Source organism: Nitrospinota bacterium, from assembly GCA_016208975.1.
GTDB lineage: Bacteria > Nitrospinota_A > UBA7883 > UBA7883 > JACRLM01 > JACQXA01.
Map to the genome: position 1 here is coordinate 1,224,908 of JACQXA010000004.1, position 16,119 is coordinate 1,241,026.

General features: G+C 52.6%; 16 protein-coding genes, 1 tRNA gene and 1 other RNA gene. 9 read left to right on the forward strand and 9 right to left on the reverse strand.

What is annotated here, in order from left to right:
- The first annotated feature begins 70 nt into the window (after positions 1 to 70).
- Positions 71 to 520 (forward strand): dUTP diphosphatase, encoded by a 450-nt coding sequence (gene dut / locus HY751_09620; protein MBI4666653.1) that lies wholly within the window; start codon positions 71 to 73, stop codon positions 518 to 520.
- A gap of 1 nt (position 521) precedes the next feature.
- On the opposite strand, the gene HY751_09625 is transcribed toward dut, so the two are convergent.
- Together HY751_09625 and HY751_09630 are read right to left on the reverse strand one after the other, a co-directional pair.
- Positions 522 to 597 (reverse strand) — tRNA-Lys (locus tag HY751_09625).
- Between the two features lie 145 nt (positions 598 to 742).
- A complete protein-coding gene (locus tag HY751_09630) occupies positions 743 to 1,051 on the reverse strand; it encodes an ATP-dependent Clp protease adaptor ClpS (GenBank protein ID MBI4666654.1) in 309 nt (102 codons plus the stop codon).
- 85 nt (positions 1,052 to 1,136) lie between these two features.
- Between HY751_09630 and HY751_09635 the strand changes: the two genes are divergently transcribed.
- The 3 genes from HY751_09635 (at position 1,137) to HY751_09645 (ending at position 4,164) form a co-directional block, all read left to right on the forward strand.
- Positions 1,137 to 2,276 (forward strand): GAF domain-containing protein, encoded by a 1,140-nt coding sequence (locus tag HY751_09635; protein ID MBI4666655.1) that lies wholly within the window; start codon positions 1,137 to 1,139, stop codon positions 2,274 to 2,276.
- A gap of 316 nt (positions 2,277 to 2,592) precedes the next feature.
- The gene (locus tag HY751_09640; protein MBI4666656.1) at positions 2,593 to 3,537 is read left to right on the forward strand and encodes a site-specific DNA-methyltransferase; all 945 of its coding nucleotides are present in this window, start codon (positions 2,593 to 2,595) and stop codon (positions 3,535 to 3,537) included.
- 18 nt (positions 3,538 to 3,555) lie between these two features.
- Positions 3,556 to 4,164 (forward strand): hypothetical protein, encoded by a 609-nt coding sequence (locus tag HY751_09645; GenBank protein MBI4666657.1) that lies wholly within the window; start codon positions 3,556 to 3,558, stop codon positions 4,162 to 4,164.
- A 32-nt stretch (positions 4,165 to 4,196) separates the two neighbouring features.
- Here HY751_09645 and HY751_09650 read toward each other — a convergent pair whose 3' ends face one another.
- Genes HY751_09650 through HY751_09660 form a run of 3 tightly spaced genes read right to left on the reverse strand, consistent with a single transcriptional unit; the run spans position 4,197 to position 6,031 of the window.
- Complete coding sequence (locus tag HY751_09650) at positions 4,197 to 4,823, reverse strand: class I SAM-dependent methyltransferase (GenBank protein MBI4666658.1); 627 nt, start codon at positions 4,821 to 4,823, stop codon at positions 4,197 to 4,199.
- 27 nt (positions 4,824 to 4,850) lie between these two features.
- A complete protein-coding gene (locus HY751_09655) occupies positions 4,851 to 5,141 on the reverse strand; it encodes a c-type cytochrome (protein MBI4666659.1) in 291 nt (96 codons plus the stop codon).
- Between the two features lie 23 nt (positions 5,142 to 5,164).
- Positions 5,165 to 6,031, reverse strand: a complete 867-nt coding sequence (locus HY751_09660; protein ID MBI4666660.1) for an exopolyphosphatase — start codon at positions 6,029 to 6,031, stop codon at positions 5,165 to 5,167.
- A gap of 119 nt (positions 6,032 to 6,150) precedes the next feature.
- On the opposite strand from HY751_09660, the gene HY751_09665 reads away from it, so the two are divergent.
- Both HY751_09665 and HY751_09670 read left to right on the forward strand, forming a co-directional pair.
- Complete coding sequence (locus HY751_09665) at positions 6,151 to 6,630, forward strand: DinB family protein (GenBank protein MBI4666661.1); 480 nt, start codon at positions 6,151 to 6,153, stop codon at positions 6,628 to 6,630.
- Positions 6,631 to 6,662: 32 nt separating this feature from the next.
- Positions 6,663 to 7,418 (forward strand): twitching motility protein PilT, encoded by a 756-nt coding sequence (locus tag HY751_09670; GenBank protein MBI4666662.1) that lies wholly within the window; start codon positions 6,663 to 6,665, stop codon positions 7,416 to 7,418.
- Positions 7,419 to 7,421: 3 nt separating this feature from the next.
- On the opposite strand, the gene nagZ is transcribed toward HY751_09670, so the two are convergent.
- Positions 7,422 to 8,450, reverse strand: a complete 1,029-nt coding sequence (gene nagZ / locus HY751_09675) for a beta-N-acetylhexosaminidase (GenBank protein ID MBI4666663.1) — start codon at positions 8,448 to 8,450, stop codon at positions 7,422 to 7,424.
- A 333-nt stretch (positions 8,451 to 8,783) separates the two neighbouring features.
- Here nagZ and ssrS point away from each other — a divergent pair.
- The 3 genes from ssrS to HY751_09690 all read left to right on the forward strand — a co-directional run bounded on the left by ssrS (position 8,784) and on the right by HY751_09690 (position 11,818).
- A non-coding RNA gene (gene ssrS / locus HY751_09680) (6S RNA) lies at positions 8,784 to 8,984 on the forward strand.
- Between the two features lie 467 nt (positions 8,985 to 9,451).
- On the forward strand, positions 9,452 to 11,017 hold the full coding sequence (rny, locus tag HY751_09685; GenBank protein ID MBI4666664.1) for a ribonuclease Y: 1,566 nt from the start codon (positions 9,452 to 9,454) through the stop codon (positions 11,015 to 11,017).
- 12 nt (positions 11,018 to 11,029) lie between these two features.
- A complete protein-coding gene (locus tag HY751_09690) occupies positions 11,030 to 11,818 on the forward strand; it encodes a TIGR00282 family metallophosphoesterase (protein MBI4666665.1) in 789 nt (262 codons plus the stop codon).
- A gap of 43 nt (positions 11,819 to 11,861) precedes the next feature.
- On the opposite strand, the gene HY751_09695 is transcribed toward HY751_09690, so the two are convergent.
- From HY751_09695 to HY751_09705, 3 genes are all read right to left on the reverse strand, one after another.
- Positions 11,862 to 12,713, reverse strand: coding sequence for a flagellin FliC (locus HY751_09695; GenBank protein ID MBI4666666.1), 852 nt, complete (start codon positions 12,711 to 12,713; stop codon positions 11,862 to 11,864).
- A gap of 263 nt (positions 12,714 to 12,976) precedes the next feature.
- Positions 12,977 to 13,393, reverse strand: a complete 417-nt coding sequence (locus tag HY751_09700) for a response regulator (GenBank protein ID MBI4666667.1) — start codon at positions 13,391 to 13,393, stop codon at positions 12,977 to 12,979.
- Between the two features lie 56 nt (positions 13,394 to 13,449).
- Positions 13,450 to 16,062 (reverse strand): protein kinase, encoded by a 2,613-nt coding sequence (locus HY751_09705; protein MBI4666668.1) that lies wholly within the window; start codon positions 16,060 to 16,062, stop codon positions 13,450 to 13,452.
- Positions 16,063 to 16,119 lie beyond the last annotated feature (57 nt).

Here is a 16,119-nt window from a genome sequence, read left to right on the forward strand (position 1 = left end):
AGAAGCCTGGGTTCAAAGGGAAAATTGCGGGTTTGACCTTGGGCCTTCCACGGGTTAACATCACCAGCCTATGGACACTCTAAAAGTTAAAAAACTCCACCCCGCCGCCCATCCGCCGGAGAAAGCAAAACCGGGCGATTTGGGTTATGACCTGTTTGCGCTGGAGCATGTGGAAATACCCCACGGGCAGATGAAACCAGTAAAAACCGGCATTGCCGTGGAGTTCCCGGAAGGGTGGGGCGGGATAATAAAAGACCGCTCTTCCATGGCCTTAAAAAGAATCACCGTCTCCGCCGGGGTGATAGACCATGGCTACCGTGGCGAGATTGTTATCCTGCTCACGAACTCCTCTGGGGAGGATGTGACAATATTGCAGGACCAGAAAATCGCCCAGCTGATACCCTGCCCGGTAACCAACTGGAAAGTGGAGATAACCGGACAGCTAAACGACACCCATCGGGGCGAAGGTGGGTTTGGCTCCACCGGGGCGTTCAAGAACCCGGTTTTGACCTTGGAATGATTGGTGAGCCGTGGTGGACTCGAACCACCGACCCGCTGATTAAGAGTCAGCTGCTCTACCAGCTGAGCTAACGGCCCATCACGAAAAGAGAGATTCTAAAGCATCCAGCCGTAAAATGCCAGTTCTTATCAGGGAATTGTCGCCCTGAGCCTGCCGAAGGACAACAACTGGTTGTAACGCCTCGACTTCGCCCGGAGTGACAATTTGTTTGGCCGGTTTCCATCAATCCGGTTCCAATGTGCAGGTTAACGGAAACCCCTTCGACCGGGCGGAGCGATGGGTGATCTCCACCTTAAACTCGGCCCTCTCCAGTGGTAAAAGCGCCACCTTCTCCAACCCGTTGTTATGGATGGCCATCATCACGTCGTTAGCCTTCTGGAAATCGTAACCATATATTTTAATTAGTGTTTCTACCACAAAATCCATGGTTGTCACAGGATCGTCATGCATTACCACCCAGAAAAGGGGCGCCAGGCTTTGATGTGAAAGGGTATCGCTTTGACCCCGGGTTTCGGGCTTGAAAGTAGTCATAATCCGGAATTTTCGACCTATCCTATCCAACAGAAAAACCGCGCTTATGATAGCATGGCTATTACGCTACCAGCATATATACAAAATGGACGACAAGCTTCAGAAAGTCAATTTCCTGGGCCAATACCTGGCCGCCTCCCGGTCGGAAGAGCAGATTCTGGAAATGGCCATCCTCATATCCCACGACGTGTTGGGTTACGACCATGCCATTATCCGCCTGCTGAAAGGGGACGAGCTGGTTTCCAGGATATCCATAGGGTTCCCCCGGGAAGCGGAGGACTTGATAATCCATCTGGACGAGGGGATAAGCGGCGAGGCGGCCCGCACAGGCAAATCCATCCTGGTAGAGGACACGTTAAAAGACCACAGGTTCATAAAAGGTGTGGAAAACTGCCGCTCGGAACTGTGTGTCCCCTTAAAATACAACGAGAAGACCATAGGCATCTTCAACGTGGAAAGCGAACAGCCCGCTTTCTTTTCCGAGACGGACTTGCGCCTGCTGGAAACCCTGGCCTCCCAGATTGCGGTGTCGCTGGAGACTGAACGCCTGCGGGAAGAGCTTAACCGCGCCGAGAAACTTTCGGTGGTGGGTAGCATGGCATCTTCCATCCTGCACGACATACGGAATGACATCCATCAGCTTCATATAGCCTCCGACCTTCTGCGGAAGCCGGATATGCCAGCGGACCGGGCCGCCAAGGTGGCCGAGCTGGTCCGCAAGGCGGGGGATAACATATACGGCCTCATTGAAGACATATTCGATTTCGTTAAAACTGGCCACGCCAAACTGTTCAGGACCAGCACAGACCTGCGCTATGCCCTGGAAGGGGTGGTGGAGCAGGTGCGTAGTTTCGCAGAGCCCAACGTGGAAATATTGTTCGACGCCGAGCCGGGTATCGAGATTTCCATGGATCAGCGCAGGTTCCGCCGGGTACTGCTGAACCTTTGCCGGAACGCCGTGGAGGCCATGCCCAACGGCGGAACGCTTGTCATATCCGCCGCCAGGTCCAGCGGCGGCGTGGTTTTAAAAGTGGCCGATACCGGCGTGGGGATAGACCGGCAAAACCTGGCGAAGATTTGGGAGCCACTGTTCACCCACGGTAAAAAAGAGGGCACCGGGCTGGGCATGGCAATCGTCAAACAGATCGTGGAGGATCATAACTGGAAGATAGACGTGGACTCGGAACCGGGCAAGGGAACGGAATTTACGATTTTCATGTCATGAGTTTAGCGCAAATTCCAGACTTGACTCCAGTTTATAGATGACGCAAATTAAGCGAAATTGGTATTCGCTCTTAAAAGAGCGGTGTTCAGATTTTTATTGGTCAAACATAGCCTTCAATTTTAAGTGGGATTGATTCTTTGCAGTAGTCACCATGACTCCTATTGGAGTTAAAGGCACAGTGATTGGTGGTAAATAGGGAAGCTGGCTATTGCGAAGTGAAAGAACATCTCGCGAGATTGGAAGGTCTGACCAATCCCGATGTTGTTGACTGACATGGGGGTTATGCCATACTTTGATCAAAGGATAGTTATCGACAATGCCAAAAAAAGTTAAGAAATATGAACAAGCTGATCCAATTGCTTTTTATGTTGGAGAAGATCAGGTTTCTTATGGCGTAAATAAAAGGCCATATTCCGTTTATTACGACGATAAGGAGCATGCCGTTAAGCTACTCCAAGGAAACTGTATAGAGATATTAAATCAGGCTCGTGAAAAATCGGTGGATATGATTTTTGCCGATCCTCCATATTTTCTCTCAAATGGTGGAATTACCTGTCAGGCTGGCCGAATGGTTTCAGTTAATAAGGGGAAGTGGGACAAATCTAGCGGTCATCAAGAAAACCACGAATTTAACCTCAAGTGGCTACGCGCTTGCCAGCGAGTTTTAAAACCAAATGGAACGATTTGGGTTTCTGGCACTACGCATGTTATTTATTCTATTGGATATGCGATGCAGGAGTTAGGCTATAAAATATTGAACGACATTGTTTGGTATAAAAGGAATCCCCCACCAAACCTTTCCTGCCGCTATTTTACTCACTCTACTGAAACCATTTTATGGGCCGCAAAGAACAGTCAGAGCAAGCACTGTTTTAATTACCAGACGATGAAGCATTTAAATAGCGGGAAGCAGATGAAAAGCCTGTGGAGGTTTGACGCGCAGGAGGAAGCGGAGGGTGCTGACAATGTATGGGGAATTTCCGCTCCTAACTCGCGCGAAAAAAAATTCGGCAAGCACCCGACTCAAAAACCTTTGGAGCTACTAACCCGAATCATTCTTGCATCATCCAATGAAGGCGATTTAGTTTTGGATCCTTTTTGCGGTAGCTCTACAACTGGCGTGAGTGCAATGCTTTTAAAAAGAAGCTACGTAGGGATAGATATGGAGGAGGGCTTTCTGGCGCTTTCCAAGAGACGGTTAATAGAAGCTGCATCGGTGCCATTACTTATTTCCCCAGCCGGCGCATTGGCTTTCAAATAGATAATTAGGACTGAAAACATGGAAAGAGCCGAGGCTGTCGTAAAAATCAAGAAAATAGTTGGAGAGGATCTGAGACTGCTTGCTGATAAATATGAAGTAACAGTTTTTTCAAATGGCAGAAAGAATAAAGGATGGGCCGGACACGTTATTGAACGATACCTTGGCCTACCGCTGAATTCCTCGCAATCACCCAACTTTGGCTCATGGGAGCTTAAGACAATTTCATTGGCTCGCAAGAAAGATGGCGCCCTGCGTGTTAAAGAGACCATGGCTATAACCATGATAGATCCCGTCAATGTGAGAAAAACAGAATTTGAAAAGAGCCATATTCTTGCCAAATTGAGAAAGATGGTTGTGGTTGCGAGAATATGGGAAGGACAAGATGAAAAATCATCGATCCTGCATTCGGTACAAGCGTTTAATCTCGACGATCCTGAAATTTATAGGCAAATAAAGGCCGATTATGATTTAGTGCGTAAGACCATTATTAACTCTGGATTTACAGCATTGACTGGGAAGATGGGGGTTTATATTCAGCCCAGAACCAAAGGGGCTGGTCATGGTAGCGTTTCAAGAGCTTTTTATGCTCGCACCGGGATTCTTTCAAAACTCTTTCTTGAAAAATAGTATTTCTGAAATTCATACTAATCATACAACCATCATTTTTTGACAGCTTTCCCCAGATAAAGCCTTCCTAAAATTCCTGGGGCGTTTTTGAAAACCACCCGCTCGCGTTCCGTAAGCTCCAGCCCGGCGTTCTCCACTATCCGCCAAATGTCCCTGTCCAGCCGGCATCCGTCGGCTATCACCATATTTAGGGGCGTAAGCCGGGTTTGCCATTTCCCTGTACGCTCGTTTTCCGCCAGCCCGTGCTCCAGAAAATAAAATCCGCCGCCGGGTTTTAGAACCCGCAGGATTTCTTTCACCGCTGTGTCCACATCGTCAATACTGCACAGCGTCCAGGTGGAAACCACGCTGTCGAACGAATCGTCCGGTTCCGGCAGGTTTTCGCCGGAAAGATGATGGGAGGTCACTTCGATGGGTGATTTATTGATTCTGCGTAAAGCCAAGGCGTTCATGCCCGCGTTGGGTTCTACAATGGTGAGCTTTTTTATATGCGGGGGGTAATGGGGCAGGTTAAGGCCGGAGCCAAAACCTATCTCCAGCGTGGCGCCGGAAACGTTTTTAAGGACCAGCCGCCGGTGGCTCTCCACGTTTTCATTGTCCAGCGACCAGTCCAGGATCCGCGGGAATATTTTCGTCCGGTAAAAATCGTAAATTCCCATCACGTCCCCGCCGCCATCCGGAGGCGGTTAAAGCGACCGGAGGTAATCCACTATGGCGCCCAACTGTTTCGGGCTACACATGCCGGTGGGTGGGCACATGTGCGCGGCCCTTTTCAGCAATGTGGCCTTGCTGAATTTATTAGCCGCTTTCCGAAGGTTGGGGGCCGAACCGCCTTGGGCGCGCTGGCCGTGGCATGTGTAGCATTTGAACTTCTGGGAGTGATAAAGCTCCTTGCCCAGTTTTATCGTTTTAACGCTGGCCATGGCCGGGCCGGCCATTATTGAAAGCGCGACGAAGGCCACCACTATCTTTTTCATCACAACGCTCCTGGTTTATTCCGTTAGTCGGCGTATGGAACCTGGCATGTGCCCACCTTGGGGTGCCCACCACCGCCATATTTCAGCATCAGGCTTCCCACGTTCGTTTTCGACGTGCGGTTCACTATGGAATGCCCCACGGCGAAAACCGCGTTTTGTTTCGCCCGGCCGTCTATAAGCCATATGGATATGTTCTGCTCCGGGAATAAAGCGTAAACCATGAACCTGTTGCCGGTGTATATTTCGTCCACGCCGCGCAGGTCTGTGATTATCACGTTACCGTCAGCCCGGGTGTGGGCCAGGAGCATGTCGCGGAAATGCGCGTCCTGCTCGAAATATCGTTTCATCCTCTCCACCACGTCCGGATCCTGCAGTATCTCGCTGGCGGTTTTGGAATGGCAAAGGTCTATCATCCGCATCATCAGGTCGTAATTGCTTATGCGGTAATCCCGGTAACGCCCCAGCCCCGTGCGGGGGTCCATAATGAACGAAAGGAGAATCCACCCCTTGGGATTTAGAATTTCATCCACGGCCAGCCTGCCGGAATCGGCCTTGTCCACCGCCTCCATCATCGCGTCCAGATGGCCGAACTTTTCCTTGCCACCGTAATAGTCGTAGATAACGCGGGCGGCGGAATCCGCATGGTAGGAGGCGCCCCTGTAACGGCCCTTCAGGTCTTGCCGCTCATGCTCGCTGGCATGATGGTCGAACCACAGGCCGCACCCGTCGGCGAAGGGGATATTGGCCAGGATGTCATTATCGGTGACTTCCACAAGGCCGTCCTGCACATCCTTGGGGTGGACGAACTTGTAGCCGTCCACAAGGTTCATTTCTTTTAACAGCACCGCGCAAGCCAGGCCGTCGAAATCGGAACGCGTAAGAAGCCGCATTAAACCCGCCCTCCTTCACAAACCGCATCGGGATTGTCCTGTGGAATAAAAGTTATAATAGCACAGCGCGATTTATCGCTTTTACAGGAAAAACATTTAACCACGCGGGAGAATCAAAAATGGGCGCACTGGATGTTTTTTTGACAAGGCAGGGTGAGGTGGTGGAGCAGATGGCCAAGGCCGCCGAACAAATCCCCCAAACACAAATGATGTGGAAACCTTGCGGCAAAAGCCTGCCGTGGATATATCTTCTCCACCATACCTGCGTCCACCGCAGGTTTTTCCTGAAAAGTATCAAGGGCCAGCCCTACGATTTTCCCGGAGACTACGGCGCTCCCGCCAACCAGCCCCACAGCCCCGCCGAGGCCGCCAGCCAGATACGCCAATCATGGCAGGAGCTTAAAAATTATCTGTCCGCCATGGGAGACCCGATTTTAAAAACGACGCTGAAACCCTACTGGGGCGGCGAGGAGCTTACGGTGGAGCAAATCCTGTGGGAGCTATACGCCGAGAACGTCCACCATCGCGGCCAGGCGTGGCTGTATGCCCGGATGAACGGCATCACCCCGCCTGTGATATGGGGAACCGAACAGGCCTAGGGGGGCGAGCCACGTCATCGGGAATTAACGCCATGAACAACGCCGATGACTGCGGGTGGTGTGACATCCGCGTTTACGCGGAACTGAACAGCTGTCTGCCGCCGGAGAAAAGACAACGGGTGTTTACCCATCTTTTCACGCCGGGGGATTCTTTGGAATCCATCCTGCGCGGCCTGGGGATCGCCGTGGAGCTGGTGGACGTGGCGCTGGTGAACGGAGAATCGGCGCCGCTCACCTATCGGCCTCATGGTGGGGAGCTTATCAGTGTTTACCCGGTGTTCGAGTCGTTTAACGTGGCCTCGCTGGGAAAAATCCGGCCCGAGCCGCTCCGTCAAACCCGGTTTGTTCTGGACGCGCATCTGGGGCGCCTGGCGAAATATCTCCGCATGATGGGGTTCGACTCGGCCTACCGGAACGATTACAGCGATGACACCCTGGCCGCCATTTCCATAAGCGGGAAAAGAATACTCTTAAGCCGCGACACAGAGTTGTTGAAACGAAAATCCGTTACCCGGGGTTATCGAGTAAAGTCTGAAAATCCCAGGGAACAGGCAAAGGAAGTCTTGGAGCGGTTCGACCTTTACGAATCCATACGCCCCTTCACCCGATGCGTTCGATGCAATGGAAATGTGGAGCCATTACCTAAAGACCGGGCGCCCAGCCTGCCCCCGGTGGTTCTGATGGAGCATGAAAATTTCTGGCGTTGCGGCGGTTGCGGAAAGGTATATTGGCGGGGAACACATTACCGCAGGATGGAAAGGTTTCTGGCGGCCATTACCCGCCGGTGAAAACTAGGCCAGCCTCCCCTTGAGCTTTAAAATCCGCGCCAGCCTTGCTTGCGTCTGGTCGCCGTCCAACTCACCGGCGCCTATCATGGCCCGCGTGGCGTCGAACACTTTTTGCCGGCGAGGCGTTTCGTGGCACACCATGGCCATGTCCGCCCCGGCGAGGAAAGACAGGCGGGTTCCTTCCTCGTCAGGCCAATGCTCGGCGATGGCTTTCATGTCCAGATCGTCGCCCACTATCACCCCTTCATAACCCATCTGTTCACGCAAAATGCCTGTAATGATCTTTTTTGAAAGGGTGGCCGGATAGGTTTCATCCAGTTCCGGGTATATCACGTGCGCGGTCATCATAAATTCCACCCGCTCCTCCACCGCCATGCGGAACGGGTTCATCTCCACCTCTATCAGCCTCCCTGAGGGCCGTGCGTCCACAGGCAAATCCAGATGGCTGTCTTTGCTGGTGTCGCCATGGCCGGGGAAATGTTTTCCGCAAGCCAGGATGCCAGCGCCTCTCAACCCCCTTATGGCGGCCCGGCCAAGGCGGGCCACTTTATCCGCATCGGGCGAGAAAGCGCGGTCGCCTATAACGGGGCTTTCGGTGTTGGTGCCCAGGTCTAGCACCGGCGCGAAATCCACGTTAAAGCCCAGGTCGCTAAGTATTGCGCCAATCTGCCCGTAGGTTTTCTCTACCAGTTCCTCGCTTCCATCTTCTCCAAGTTTCGCGGCGGTGGGGAACGCGGGGTAAGACTTGGGAAGCCTGGACACCCGGCCACCCTCCTGATCCACGCACACAAACGGAGGCAGGCCGGTGATGTCTTCAATAAGGTTTTTAATGTCGGCTATGAGGGATTTGGTTTGTCCGCCGTTTTCAATGTTCCGTGCGAACAGGATCACCCCGGCGGGTTTTAGTTTTTTAAATCCGGAGCCCATGGCGGGGGTATATCTTGTCCCGTCGAAACCTACTATCAATAGTTGGCCCGCCGCGGATTCAGCGGTAACATTTTTTAAAAATCCGGCGTATTTATCTTCAGTCATCACAAGGAAGTTCTCTGTTTTTAATTGAAATTAGACTATAAATTGCCTTAATACCCTCTGGCAAGCCTCGTTTTTTCGGTGGTGTCCCAGTTTGAATCCCAAATAATAGACAGATCCTTCACTTCGCTTGCGCTTCGTTCAGGATGACAATGTTATCAACGGCTTTTATATTGTCATCCTGAGCGTAAGTGAAGAATCTCCCCTGTACTTCAAACTGGGACACTACCGTTTTTTCATTGTTCTTGAACGCTCTTTATGATATATAAATGATTGAGAATAGTCGCATTCCAAAGAGGGGCGGGCTAAAAAACAGCCGTTTCGGCAGAAATTAATACTCCCCTGCCGCGTGCGACCCTGGCTGTGATTTTTTTGAGCCATTAAATCTTTGAACGGGAGCTGTTTAGATCCGCGAGTTGCGCAGACCCGGAGGTCTTCCATGGAAGATGGCCGGGGAGCCTGAAAACGGATACCATGGCGCCCACCTGGTTAAACCAGGTTCAAAAGATGCGGCCAGCCGGCGATGGCGGGGGATTTTGATAAGAAAAAATTGGTTTTATTTGGATTCCGTTTGATTTCAATGGTATCTGTCATGATAGGGTTTGTAGGGGCTGGCGTTTTAACCTTAGGCTTAGCTGTTTGCCTTGGGTTTTTAGGGGTGGTTTCCGCCCATTGTTTGCAAAACGCCTCCATCCTTTGCGAAAAGTGGAATTCCAGCGCCGGACGGGTGTTGTTCCGTTCCGGCCTTAACGCGCCTTGTGCCCATATATACGCGGTAGTGCCCGGCTTTGAGGGGGTTCGCATGCCTCCAATTGTCCGTTTGCGCTCTCTTGCGGGCCCTCCTTGCGCGTCGCTGGCATAAATTCCCGCTAAAGTAGCTATCTAACCTAAGACTGATCCATAGTCATCCGGCTTCCCTAACGGTCCGCGATGGAGGCGCTTTGTCTCCTTCATTGCCGGAACTATTTGAATGTATACGTCTTCTGTAGGGAAAGGCAGAATTTATGGATATTCTGATCTACGTATTTGCCGCATTGGCCGCAGGTGTTGGTTTGGGGTTTGCCATTCGCAAGAACGTCGGTGGCAAGCAGGCGGAAGAGACTGTAAATGCCGCCAAAAACGAGGCCGGCCAGATATTGACCCACGCCAAAAAAGAGGCTGAAACCATCACGAAGGAAGCCAGCCTGGTAGCAAAAGAGGCGGCCCTGAAAGCCCAAGCGGAGTTCGATGTAAAGATCACCGAGCGCAAGAATGAGATTGAGCAGTTGGAGAAACGCCTGCTCAACCGGGAAAAGATCCTGGACAAAAAGCTGGAGCAAACCGAACGGCAGGAGCGGGAACTGGCCCGCAAGGAAACCCGTGTTACCGAAATAGAAAAGAGCCTCGCCAAAAAAGAGGAAGAGTATGGCCAGTTGGTGGAGGACCAGATTTCCAAGCTCCAGCAGGTCTCGGGCATGACTCCGGATGAGGCCAAAGAGGAACTTAAAGAACGTTTGCTGGAAACCGCGCGGCTGGAGTCGGCCATGGTCATAAAGAAAATCGAGGACCAGGCCAAATCGGAAGGAACGGAGCGCGCCCAGAAAATCATCGCTAACGCCATCCAGCGTTACGCCTCGGACTATGTGGCCGAGAACACCGTTTCAGTGGTGGATCTGCCCAGCGACGAGATGAAGGGAAGGATCATCGGCAGGGAAGGGCGCAACATCCGCGCGCTGGAAGTTGCCACCGGGGTGGACCTGATAATAGACGATACCCCCAACGCCGTCATCCTTTCCTGTTTTGACCCGGTGAAACGCGAAGTGGCCAGGCTAACGCTGGAACGGCTGATCCACGACGGCAGGATACACCCTGGCCGCATCGAGGACACCGTGGAGAAAATGACCAAAGAGGTAAACAACCTCATCCGTGAAGAGGGCGAGAAAGCCTGTTTCGAGCTGGGCGTGGACGGCATCCATCCGGAGCTTATAAAAATCCTGGGCCGGCTGAAGTTCCGCACCTCTTATTCGCAGAACGTCCTGCGCCACTCCATAGAGGTGGGTTTTCTGGCGGGCATCATGGCCGCGGAACTGGGCCAGAACGTGAAACTGGCCAAACGGGCCGGGCTGTTGCACGACATAGGCAAAGCGCTGGACCACAACGTGGAAGGCACCCACACGCAGATTGGGTTCGACGTGGCCCGGCGCCATAACGAGCCGAAGGTGGTGTTAAACTCCATCGCCTCCCATCACGAGGACGTGCCCGCCGAATCGGTGATAGCTGTGCTGGTGGCCGCGGCGGACGCGCTTTCCGCCTCCCGTCCGGGCGCCCGCAGGGAGATGCTGGAAAACTACATCAAGCGGATGCAGAAGCTGGAGGAGATCGGCAACTCGTTCGGCGGCGTGGAAAAAACCTACGCCATCCAGGCCGGGCGCGAAATCCGCGTGGTGGTAAAACCGGAAACGGTGAAAGACAGCGAGGCCTTCTTCCTGGCCAAAGACATCGCCCGCAAAATAGAGGGTGAGTTGGCATATCCCGGCGAGATAAAGGTTACGGTGATAAGGGAAACCCGCGTCACCGATTTCGCGCGGTAAAGGCTGGACTGGATGAAAATTCTCGTAATCGGCGACGTGTTCGGCAGAACCGGCCGGCGCATGCTGAAAACAGGCCTGGCCAACATCGTAAACCTGATGAAGGCCGATTTTGTCATCGCCAACTGCGAGAACCTGGCGGGCGGTTTCGGCTTCACCAAAGAGATGCTCGAAGAGGTTTACGCCGCCGGGGTGGAAGCGGTTACCACCGGCAACCACGTGTGGGACAAGAAAGAGGCGCTGGATATAGCCAAGGTTGACGCCCGCGTTCTGCGCCCGGCCAACTACCCGGAAGGGGTTCCCGGCAGAGGCTCCGCCGTGTTCACCACCCGGGGCGGGAAAAAGGTGGGCATACTAAACGTGATGGGCCGGGTGTTCATGGACGCGCTGGACTGTCCTTTCAAAGCCGCAGAACGGGAGCTGGAAAAACTTAAAGCCGAAACCAACATAGTAATAGTGGACGCCCATTGCGAGGCCACGTCTGAAAAACAGGCGTTGGGATATTTTCTGGACGGGCGGGTGTCCGCCGTACTGGGAACCCACACCCATGTGCAAACCGCCGACGAGAAAATCATGTCCCGCGGCACGGCGTTTATAACAGACGTGGGCATGACCGGCCCGGCCCATTCCATAATCGGCGTGCGGGTGGACATAATTCTCAAAAGGTTTTTACAGAAGTTGCCCGAGAGGTTCGAGGAGGCCCATGGCCCCGGCCAACTAAACGCCGTGCTGGTGGAGGTGGATGATTTGACCGGGCTTGCAAAAAATATTAAGCGGGTGCAAACCGCCGAGCCGGAGAATTAAAAAACCCGCGAGGGTTTCGCGGGTCTAACCGGAAAGGACCACCCTAGCCTTTGATGTTCAGCAGAGAGCCTATCGCCCCGGCCTGAATTTTCGTTCCCTGTTTCAGCGCCGAAGTGGCCGCCTGGTTCAGCACGTTGTTCCGGTTCATGTCCGACACGCCTTGGGCATAATCCAGGTCGCTGATGTTGGAGTTGGCCGCAACAAGGTTTTCCTTGTAAACGCCCAGGTTGCTGGCCGCCGAGTCGAACCTGTTCTGGAGCGAGCCGATGTTGGCCCGGCTCTCGGTCACGTTTTGGATTGCCGTATCGAAGGCCGCCAATGCGTCCCGCGCCCCTTGCTGGGTGCTGATGTCCACCCCGGAAACACCTAACGCTCCCGTGTCCGCCTGGTCCACCACATTCAGGTTTATCTGGTCCGCCGGGGTGCTGTTGATCCCGGCCTGAACGTTCACCTGCGTGGCGGCGCCAGGGGCCAGCTCGCCACTGAGCAATTTTTGGCCGTTAAACTCTGTGGTTCCCGCCACCCGGTCAATTTCAGACTTGATGGCGCTGATTTCATTGTTTAAAAGCGCCCTCTGCTCGCTGTTCAAGGTGCCGCTGGCGGCCTGGACGGCAAGCTCCCGCCCTCGGGTGAGCATGTCCGACACCTCTCCCAGAGCCCCTTCGGCCACGCGGGTCATAGACATTCCATCGGATATGTTCCGCTGGGCCTGTTCGGCGGAAGCGATGTCCGCATTTAACTGTTCGGCAATGGCCAGACCCGCCGCATCGTCCGCGGCTTTGTTTATTCGCTTGCCGGACGCCAGTTTTGAAAGACTGTCCGCCAGCCGGGAGCCAGAGGAGGCAATGTTTCTCTGGGCGGAGGTAGTGAAAGAATTGTTTATGCTAATAGGCATACGAGCCACCGATTGTTAAGGAATGTTCCCTACCTATTTAATTTAAGCTTGTTTAAAAGGGTTGTCAACGAATGGCTTAATTCGGTAGCGTCTCAGTTTGAAAGTACAGGGGAGATTCTTCACTTACGCTCAGAATGACAATATAAAAGCCGTTGCTAACATTGTCATCCTGGGCGAAGCGCAAGCGTAGTGAAGGATCTGTCTGTTATTTGAGATTCAAACTGAGACACCACCCTTAATTCTAAAGGGTTACAGGCGGATCACTAATCCTGGGAGGGGGGCTTTGGCGTATAAAGCCGCTCCAGGTTACCTCTCACCTTTTCGCCAAGGTCTTCGGTGGTCAAGGTTTTTATGATGTATCCTTTCACCCCCAGCTTGATGGCTTTCTGAACCGTGTCCTTGTCCGACTCACCGGTCACCATGATTACATGGATATCCTTGTTCAACCCGGCGGCTTTCCCCGCCTGCAAGGCTTGAATGCCGGACATGTCGGGAAGCATCATGTCCAGTATCAACACGTCGAAAACCTCAGTGGCAAGCTTTTCAACCGTCTCCCGGCCTGTGCCCGCCTCCGTTATGCTTGTGGCGCCGATGCCCTCCAAGGCATGTTTTTCGACACTCCGCATGAACTTGCTGTCGTCAACTATAAGGAATTTTAAACTGGCTATATCTACCGGCATTGTTTATAGCTTAATCAAAGGGTGGTTGCTAAAGGATATTATAATACATTCCGGTATTATTCCTTTGCCTGGTTCAGCCTTTTTAAGATCAAACAGTGGAGTTTTTCCAGCTCCGGGTAGCTGTTGAACTCTTCCGATTTCATAAGCCCCGGATTATGGAAAAGGGCCTCGATTAACCTGCTACAGGCTTCGGGCTGGTCTCCGGTCTCCAGGTCGGTGGACGCCAGTTCGCATAGCACCCATTCCTTACCCATGGGGTTTTGTACAAGGATGGTTTTATACACCATTTTCGCGTCTTCAAACCGCCCCATGTTCCGCAGTTGCAGGGCATGCCTCAATCCTGCGGTTTTCATGTTTTCCAAAACGATGTGCTTTTCCGGGATGGTGTATTTGAGAAGCTCCAGGTATATTTCATAAGCCCTGCCATACTCCCCGGCTTTTCTTAAGGTGACGGCGTAATTGTTGAAAGCGGGCGCTACAATGGCTGGATCCCGCTTCAGGGCGCTACGGAATATTTTCTCCGCCTCGGCCTGGTTTCCGCTGGCGGCCAGGATCAACGCCCGGTCCAACAGCATTTCCAGGTCTGTTTCCGGATCGTCCGCTTCCATGTTTCGGGTCTTGTAGGCCAGCCGCGCCGCCAGCTCCGCCAAGCGGTTCTTGATGTCATCCAAGCCCGTTATTTCAAAATCCACCTCGTGCATGGCCGAAAGCAACGCCGCGTATGGATTTTTGGCCAGTTTCTCGGGAGTGGCGCGATTCTGCCTTTCGTATTGTTCTATCAACCTTTCCGATTCAAGCAGGCGCTTAATGCCCACCTCAAACCAGTTCCTGGCTTTTTCCGTGTTGTCCTCCTCCATCTCGCGCCGGGCCATTATCAAACAACAGGCTCCGATTTTCGCGTATGGGATGGGGGCGGTCTGGTTCAACCGGTTGGCTTCCCGGTAGTCGTTAAGGGCGGGAACGTACCGGCGGATTTTGTAATAGGCGTCCCCCCGGTTAACCAATAACGCAAAGTCCGGTTTGAATAGCACCGCTTCAGTGAAAACTTTTATAGCTTCTTCAAACTGTCCTGATCTCATAAGGCTTTCACCCAGGGCCAGCAGACCTCTGTAAGTGTCTATATCCTCGGTTCCGTTTTTCTTGATTTCAGGGAGTTGCTTCTCCCTGACCGAAAAACCGTTCACATCCAAATCCGCGTACCGGACCAGATCGCTCATGATTTCGGCGATGTTCTGGTCTAAAACCACGTTTGGGGTGAGGAAAACGGCGTATTTCACACCGAAATCCGCCAGGAATTTGAATAGTGTGTGCTGTTGCTCCGATGTCACGGTGCTACGGAAAATAGGGATTACCACACCCATGTCTATGGTCGGATTTAAACGCAGTAGTTCCCTAAAAAGATCCACCAGGTTGTAGCCGGACTGTTTGGGCTTATAAAGCAGTAGATAAAGGTGACCCCGTTTAGTCTCGTAATTTATTTGCCGGGCCAGGTTGGCCATGGGGGCGGTGATGCCCGCATGCAGATAGAAGCCCATTTTAGTGAGCATCTCTTCAATACGTTCCGCCAGCATGTTTTCATCCATGCTGTATGAAATATGGGGGAATTTCGATAAAAGCTTTGAAAACTTGGCCTTTAGCGCCGTATCCCCCTTTTGCCTAACCATGCTGGCCGGAATTTCCAGCGTAGGCTCTTCACCTGCGGAGGGCTCCAAAAAAGCCTCCTCCTGTTTTGCGGGAGCGGGGATGAAATCCTGGGTAACTTCCCCCTCAAAAAATGAAACGGTCACAGGGGTTTCCTCATGGCCTTGGAAAGGCGTTTCTACGGCAATACCCGCTGTTTTTTCAATTGGTTTAGCAGATATTGCAGATTCACCGGCGGGTAGGGCTCCCATAACCAGATTCAACGCGCCCAGATATTCGGTGAAGTTTGAAAACCTGCCCTCCAGTTCCTTGGACAACCCTCTTTGGATCAGTGAGTTCAAAACTGGGGGCAACGCCGGGTCTAGGCTTGTGGGCAGGGTTGGATCCTGATTTATAACGTTGAAAATTATGGATGTTATGTTGCTTCCTGTGAAAGGCTTTTCCCCGGTTACAAGCTCATAAAGGATAACTGTCAGCGAAAAAATATCCGTCCGCGCATCCACCCGTTTGCCATAAATCTGCTCTGGCGACATATAGCTGGGAGTACCCATGATTGCGCCGGAAAGAGTCAGGGAAGAGTCCGGCACCCGGGCCAGGCCGAAATCGGTAATTTTAGGATGATCCCCCTCCACCATGATTATGTTGGAGGGCTTTAGATCCCTATGGATTACGCTATGGCGGTGGGCATATTCCATCCCTTCCGCTATTTCTTTGATTATTTGAAGCTTTTTGTCGAGGCTTTTATATGTCTTGTTCTTGATGTGCCAGTCCAACCCTTTACCTTCAAGGAATTCCATAGCAATATAAACGCTGAGAGAACCGTCTTGAAGGGTTTCCTCCCCCACGTCATAGATGGTTACTATGGCGGGGTGGGAAAGACGCCCGGCGGCTTGGGCCTCTACCATGAACCGTTCCATTGGCCGCAGATGGTGGATTTCTTTATCCTTGGCCAGGGTGGAGGAGCGGATGACCTTTAAGGCTACAGGGCGGTTGATTTTAGGGTCTAGTCCTTTAAAAACAAGGCCCATACCCCCACTGCCGATCTTATCCTGAATTTGATATCGGCCAAGCTTCTTCATATAGCG

What these genes read in the sequence shown, in the direction of transcription:
- HY751_09690 (MBI4666665.1), top strand. Translation starts at nt 11,030, where the DNA reads ATGAAAATTCTCGTAATCGGCGACGTGTTCGGCAGAACCGGCCGGCGC.
- rny (MBI4666664.1), top strand. Translation starts at nt 9,452, where the DNA reads ATGGATATTCTGATCTACGTATTTGCCGCATTGGCCGCAGGTGTTGGT.
- HY751_09695 (MBI4666666.1), bottom strand. Translation starts at nt 12,713, where the DNA reads ATGCCTATTAGCATAAACAATTCTTTCACTACCTCCGCCCAGAGAAAC.
- HY751_09670 (MBI4666662.1), top strand. Translation starts at nt 6,663, where the DNA reads ATGAACAACGCCGATGACTGCGGGTGGTGTGACATCCGCGTTTACGCG.
- HY751_09645 (MBI4666657.1), top strand. Translation starts at nt 3,556, where the DNA reads ATGGAAAGAGCCGAGGCTGTCGTAAAAATCAAGAAAATAGTTGGAGAG.
- HY751_09660 (MBI4666660.1), bottom strand. Translation starts at nt 6,031, where the DNA reads ATGCGGCTTCTTACGCGTTCCGATTTCGACGGCCTGGCTTGCGCGGTG.
- HY751_09640 (MBI4666656.1), top strand. Translation starts at nt 2,593, where the DNA reads ATGCCAAAAAAAGTTAAGAAATATGAACAAGCTGATCCAATTGCTTTT.
- HY751_09635 (MBI4666655.1), top strand. Translation starts at nt 1,137, where the DNA reads ATGGACGACAAGCTTCAGAAAGTCAATTTCCTGGGCCAATACCTGGCC.
- HY751_09705 (MBI4666668.1), bottom strand. Translation starts at nt 16,062, where the DNA reads ATGGGCCTTGTTTTTAAAGGACTAGACCCTAAAATCAACCGCCCTGTA.
- HY751_09630 (MBI4666654.1), bottom strand. Translation starts at nt 1,051, where the DNA reads ATGACTACTTTCAAGCCCGAAACCCGGGGTCAAAGCGATACCCTTTCA.
- HY751_09655 (MBI4666659.1), bottom strand. Translation starts at nt 5,141, where the DNA reads ATGAAAAAGATAGTGGTGGCCTTCGTCGCGCTTTCAATAATGGCCGGC.
- HY751_09700 (MBI4666667.1), bottom strand. Translation starts at nt 13,393, where the DNA reads ATGCCGGTAGATATAGCCAGTTTAAAATTCCTTATAGTTGACGACAGC.
- HY751_09665 (MBI4666661.1), top strand. Translation starts at nt 6,151, where the DNA reads ATGGGCGCACTGGATGTTTTTTTGACAAGGCAGGGTGAGGTGGTGGAG.
- dut (MBI4666653.1), top strand. Translation starts at nt 71, where the DNA reads ATGGACACTCTAAAAGTTAAAAAACTCCACCCCGCCGCCCATCCGCCG.
- HY751_09650 (MBI4666658.1), bottom strand. Translation starts at nt 4,823, where the DNA reads ATGGGAATTTACGATTTTTACCGGACGAAAATATTCCCGCGGATCCTG.
- nagZ (MBI4666663.1), bottom strand. Translation starts at nt 8,450, where the DNA reads ATGACTGAAGATAAATACGCCGGATTTTTAAAAAATGTTACCGCTGAA.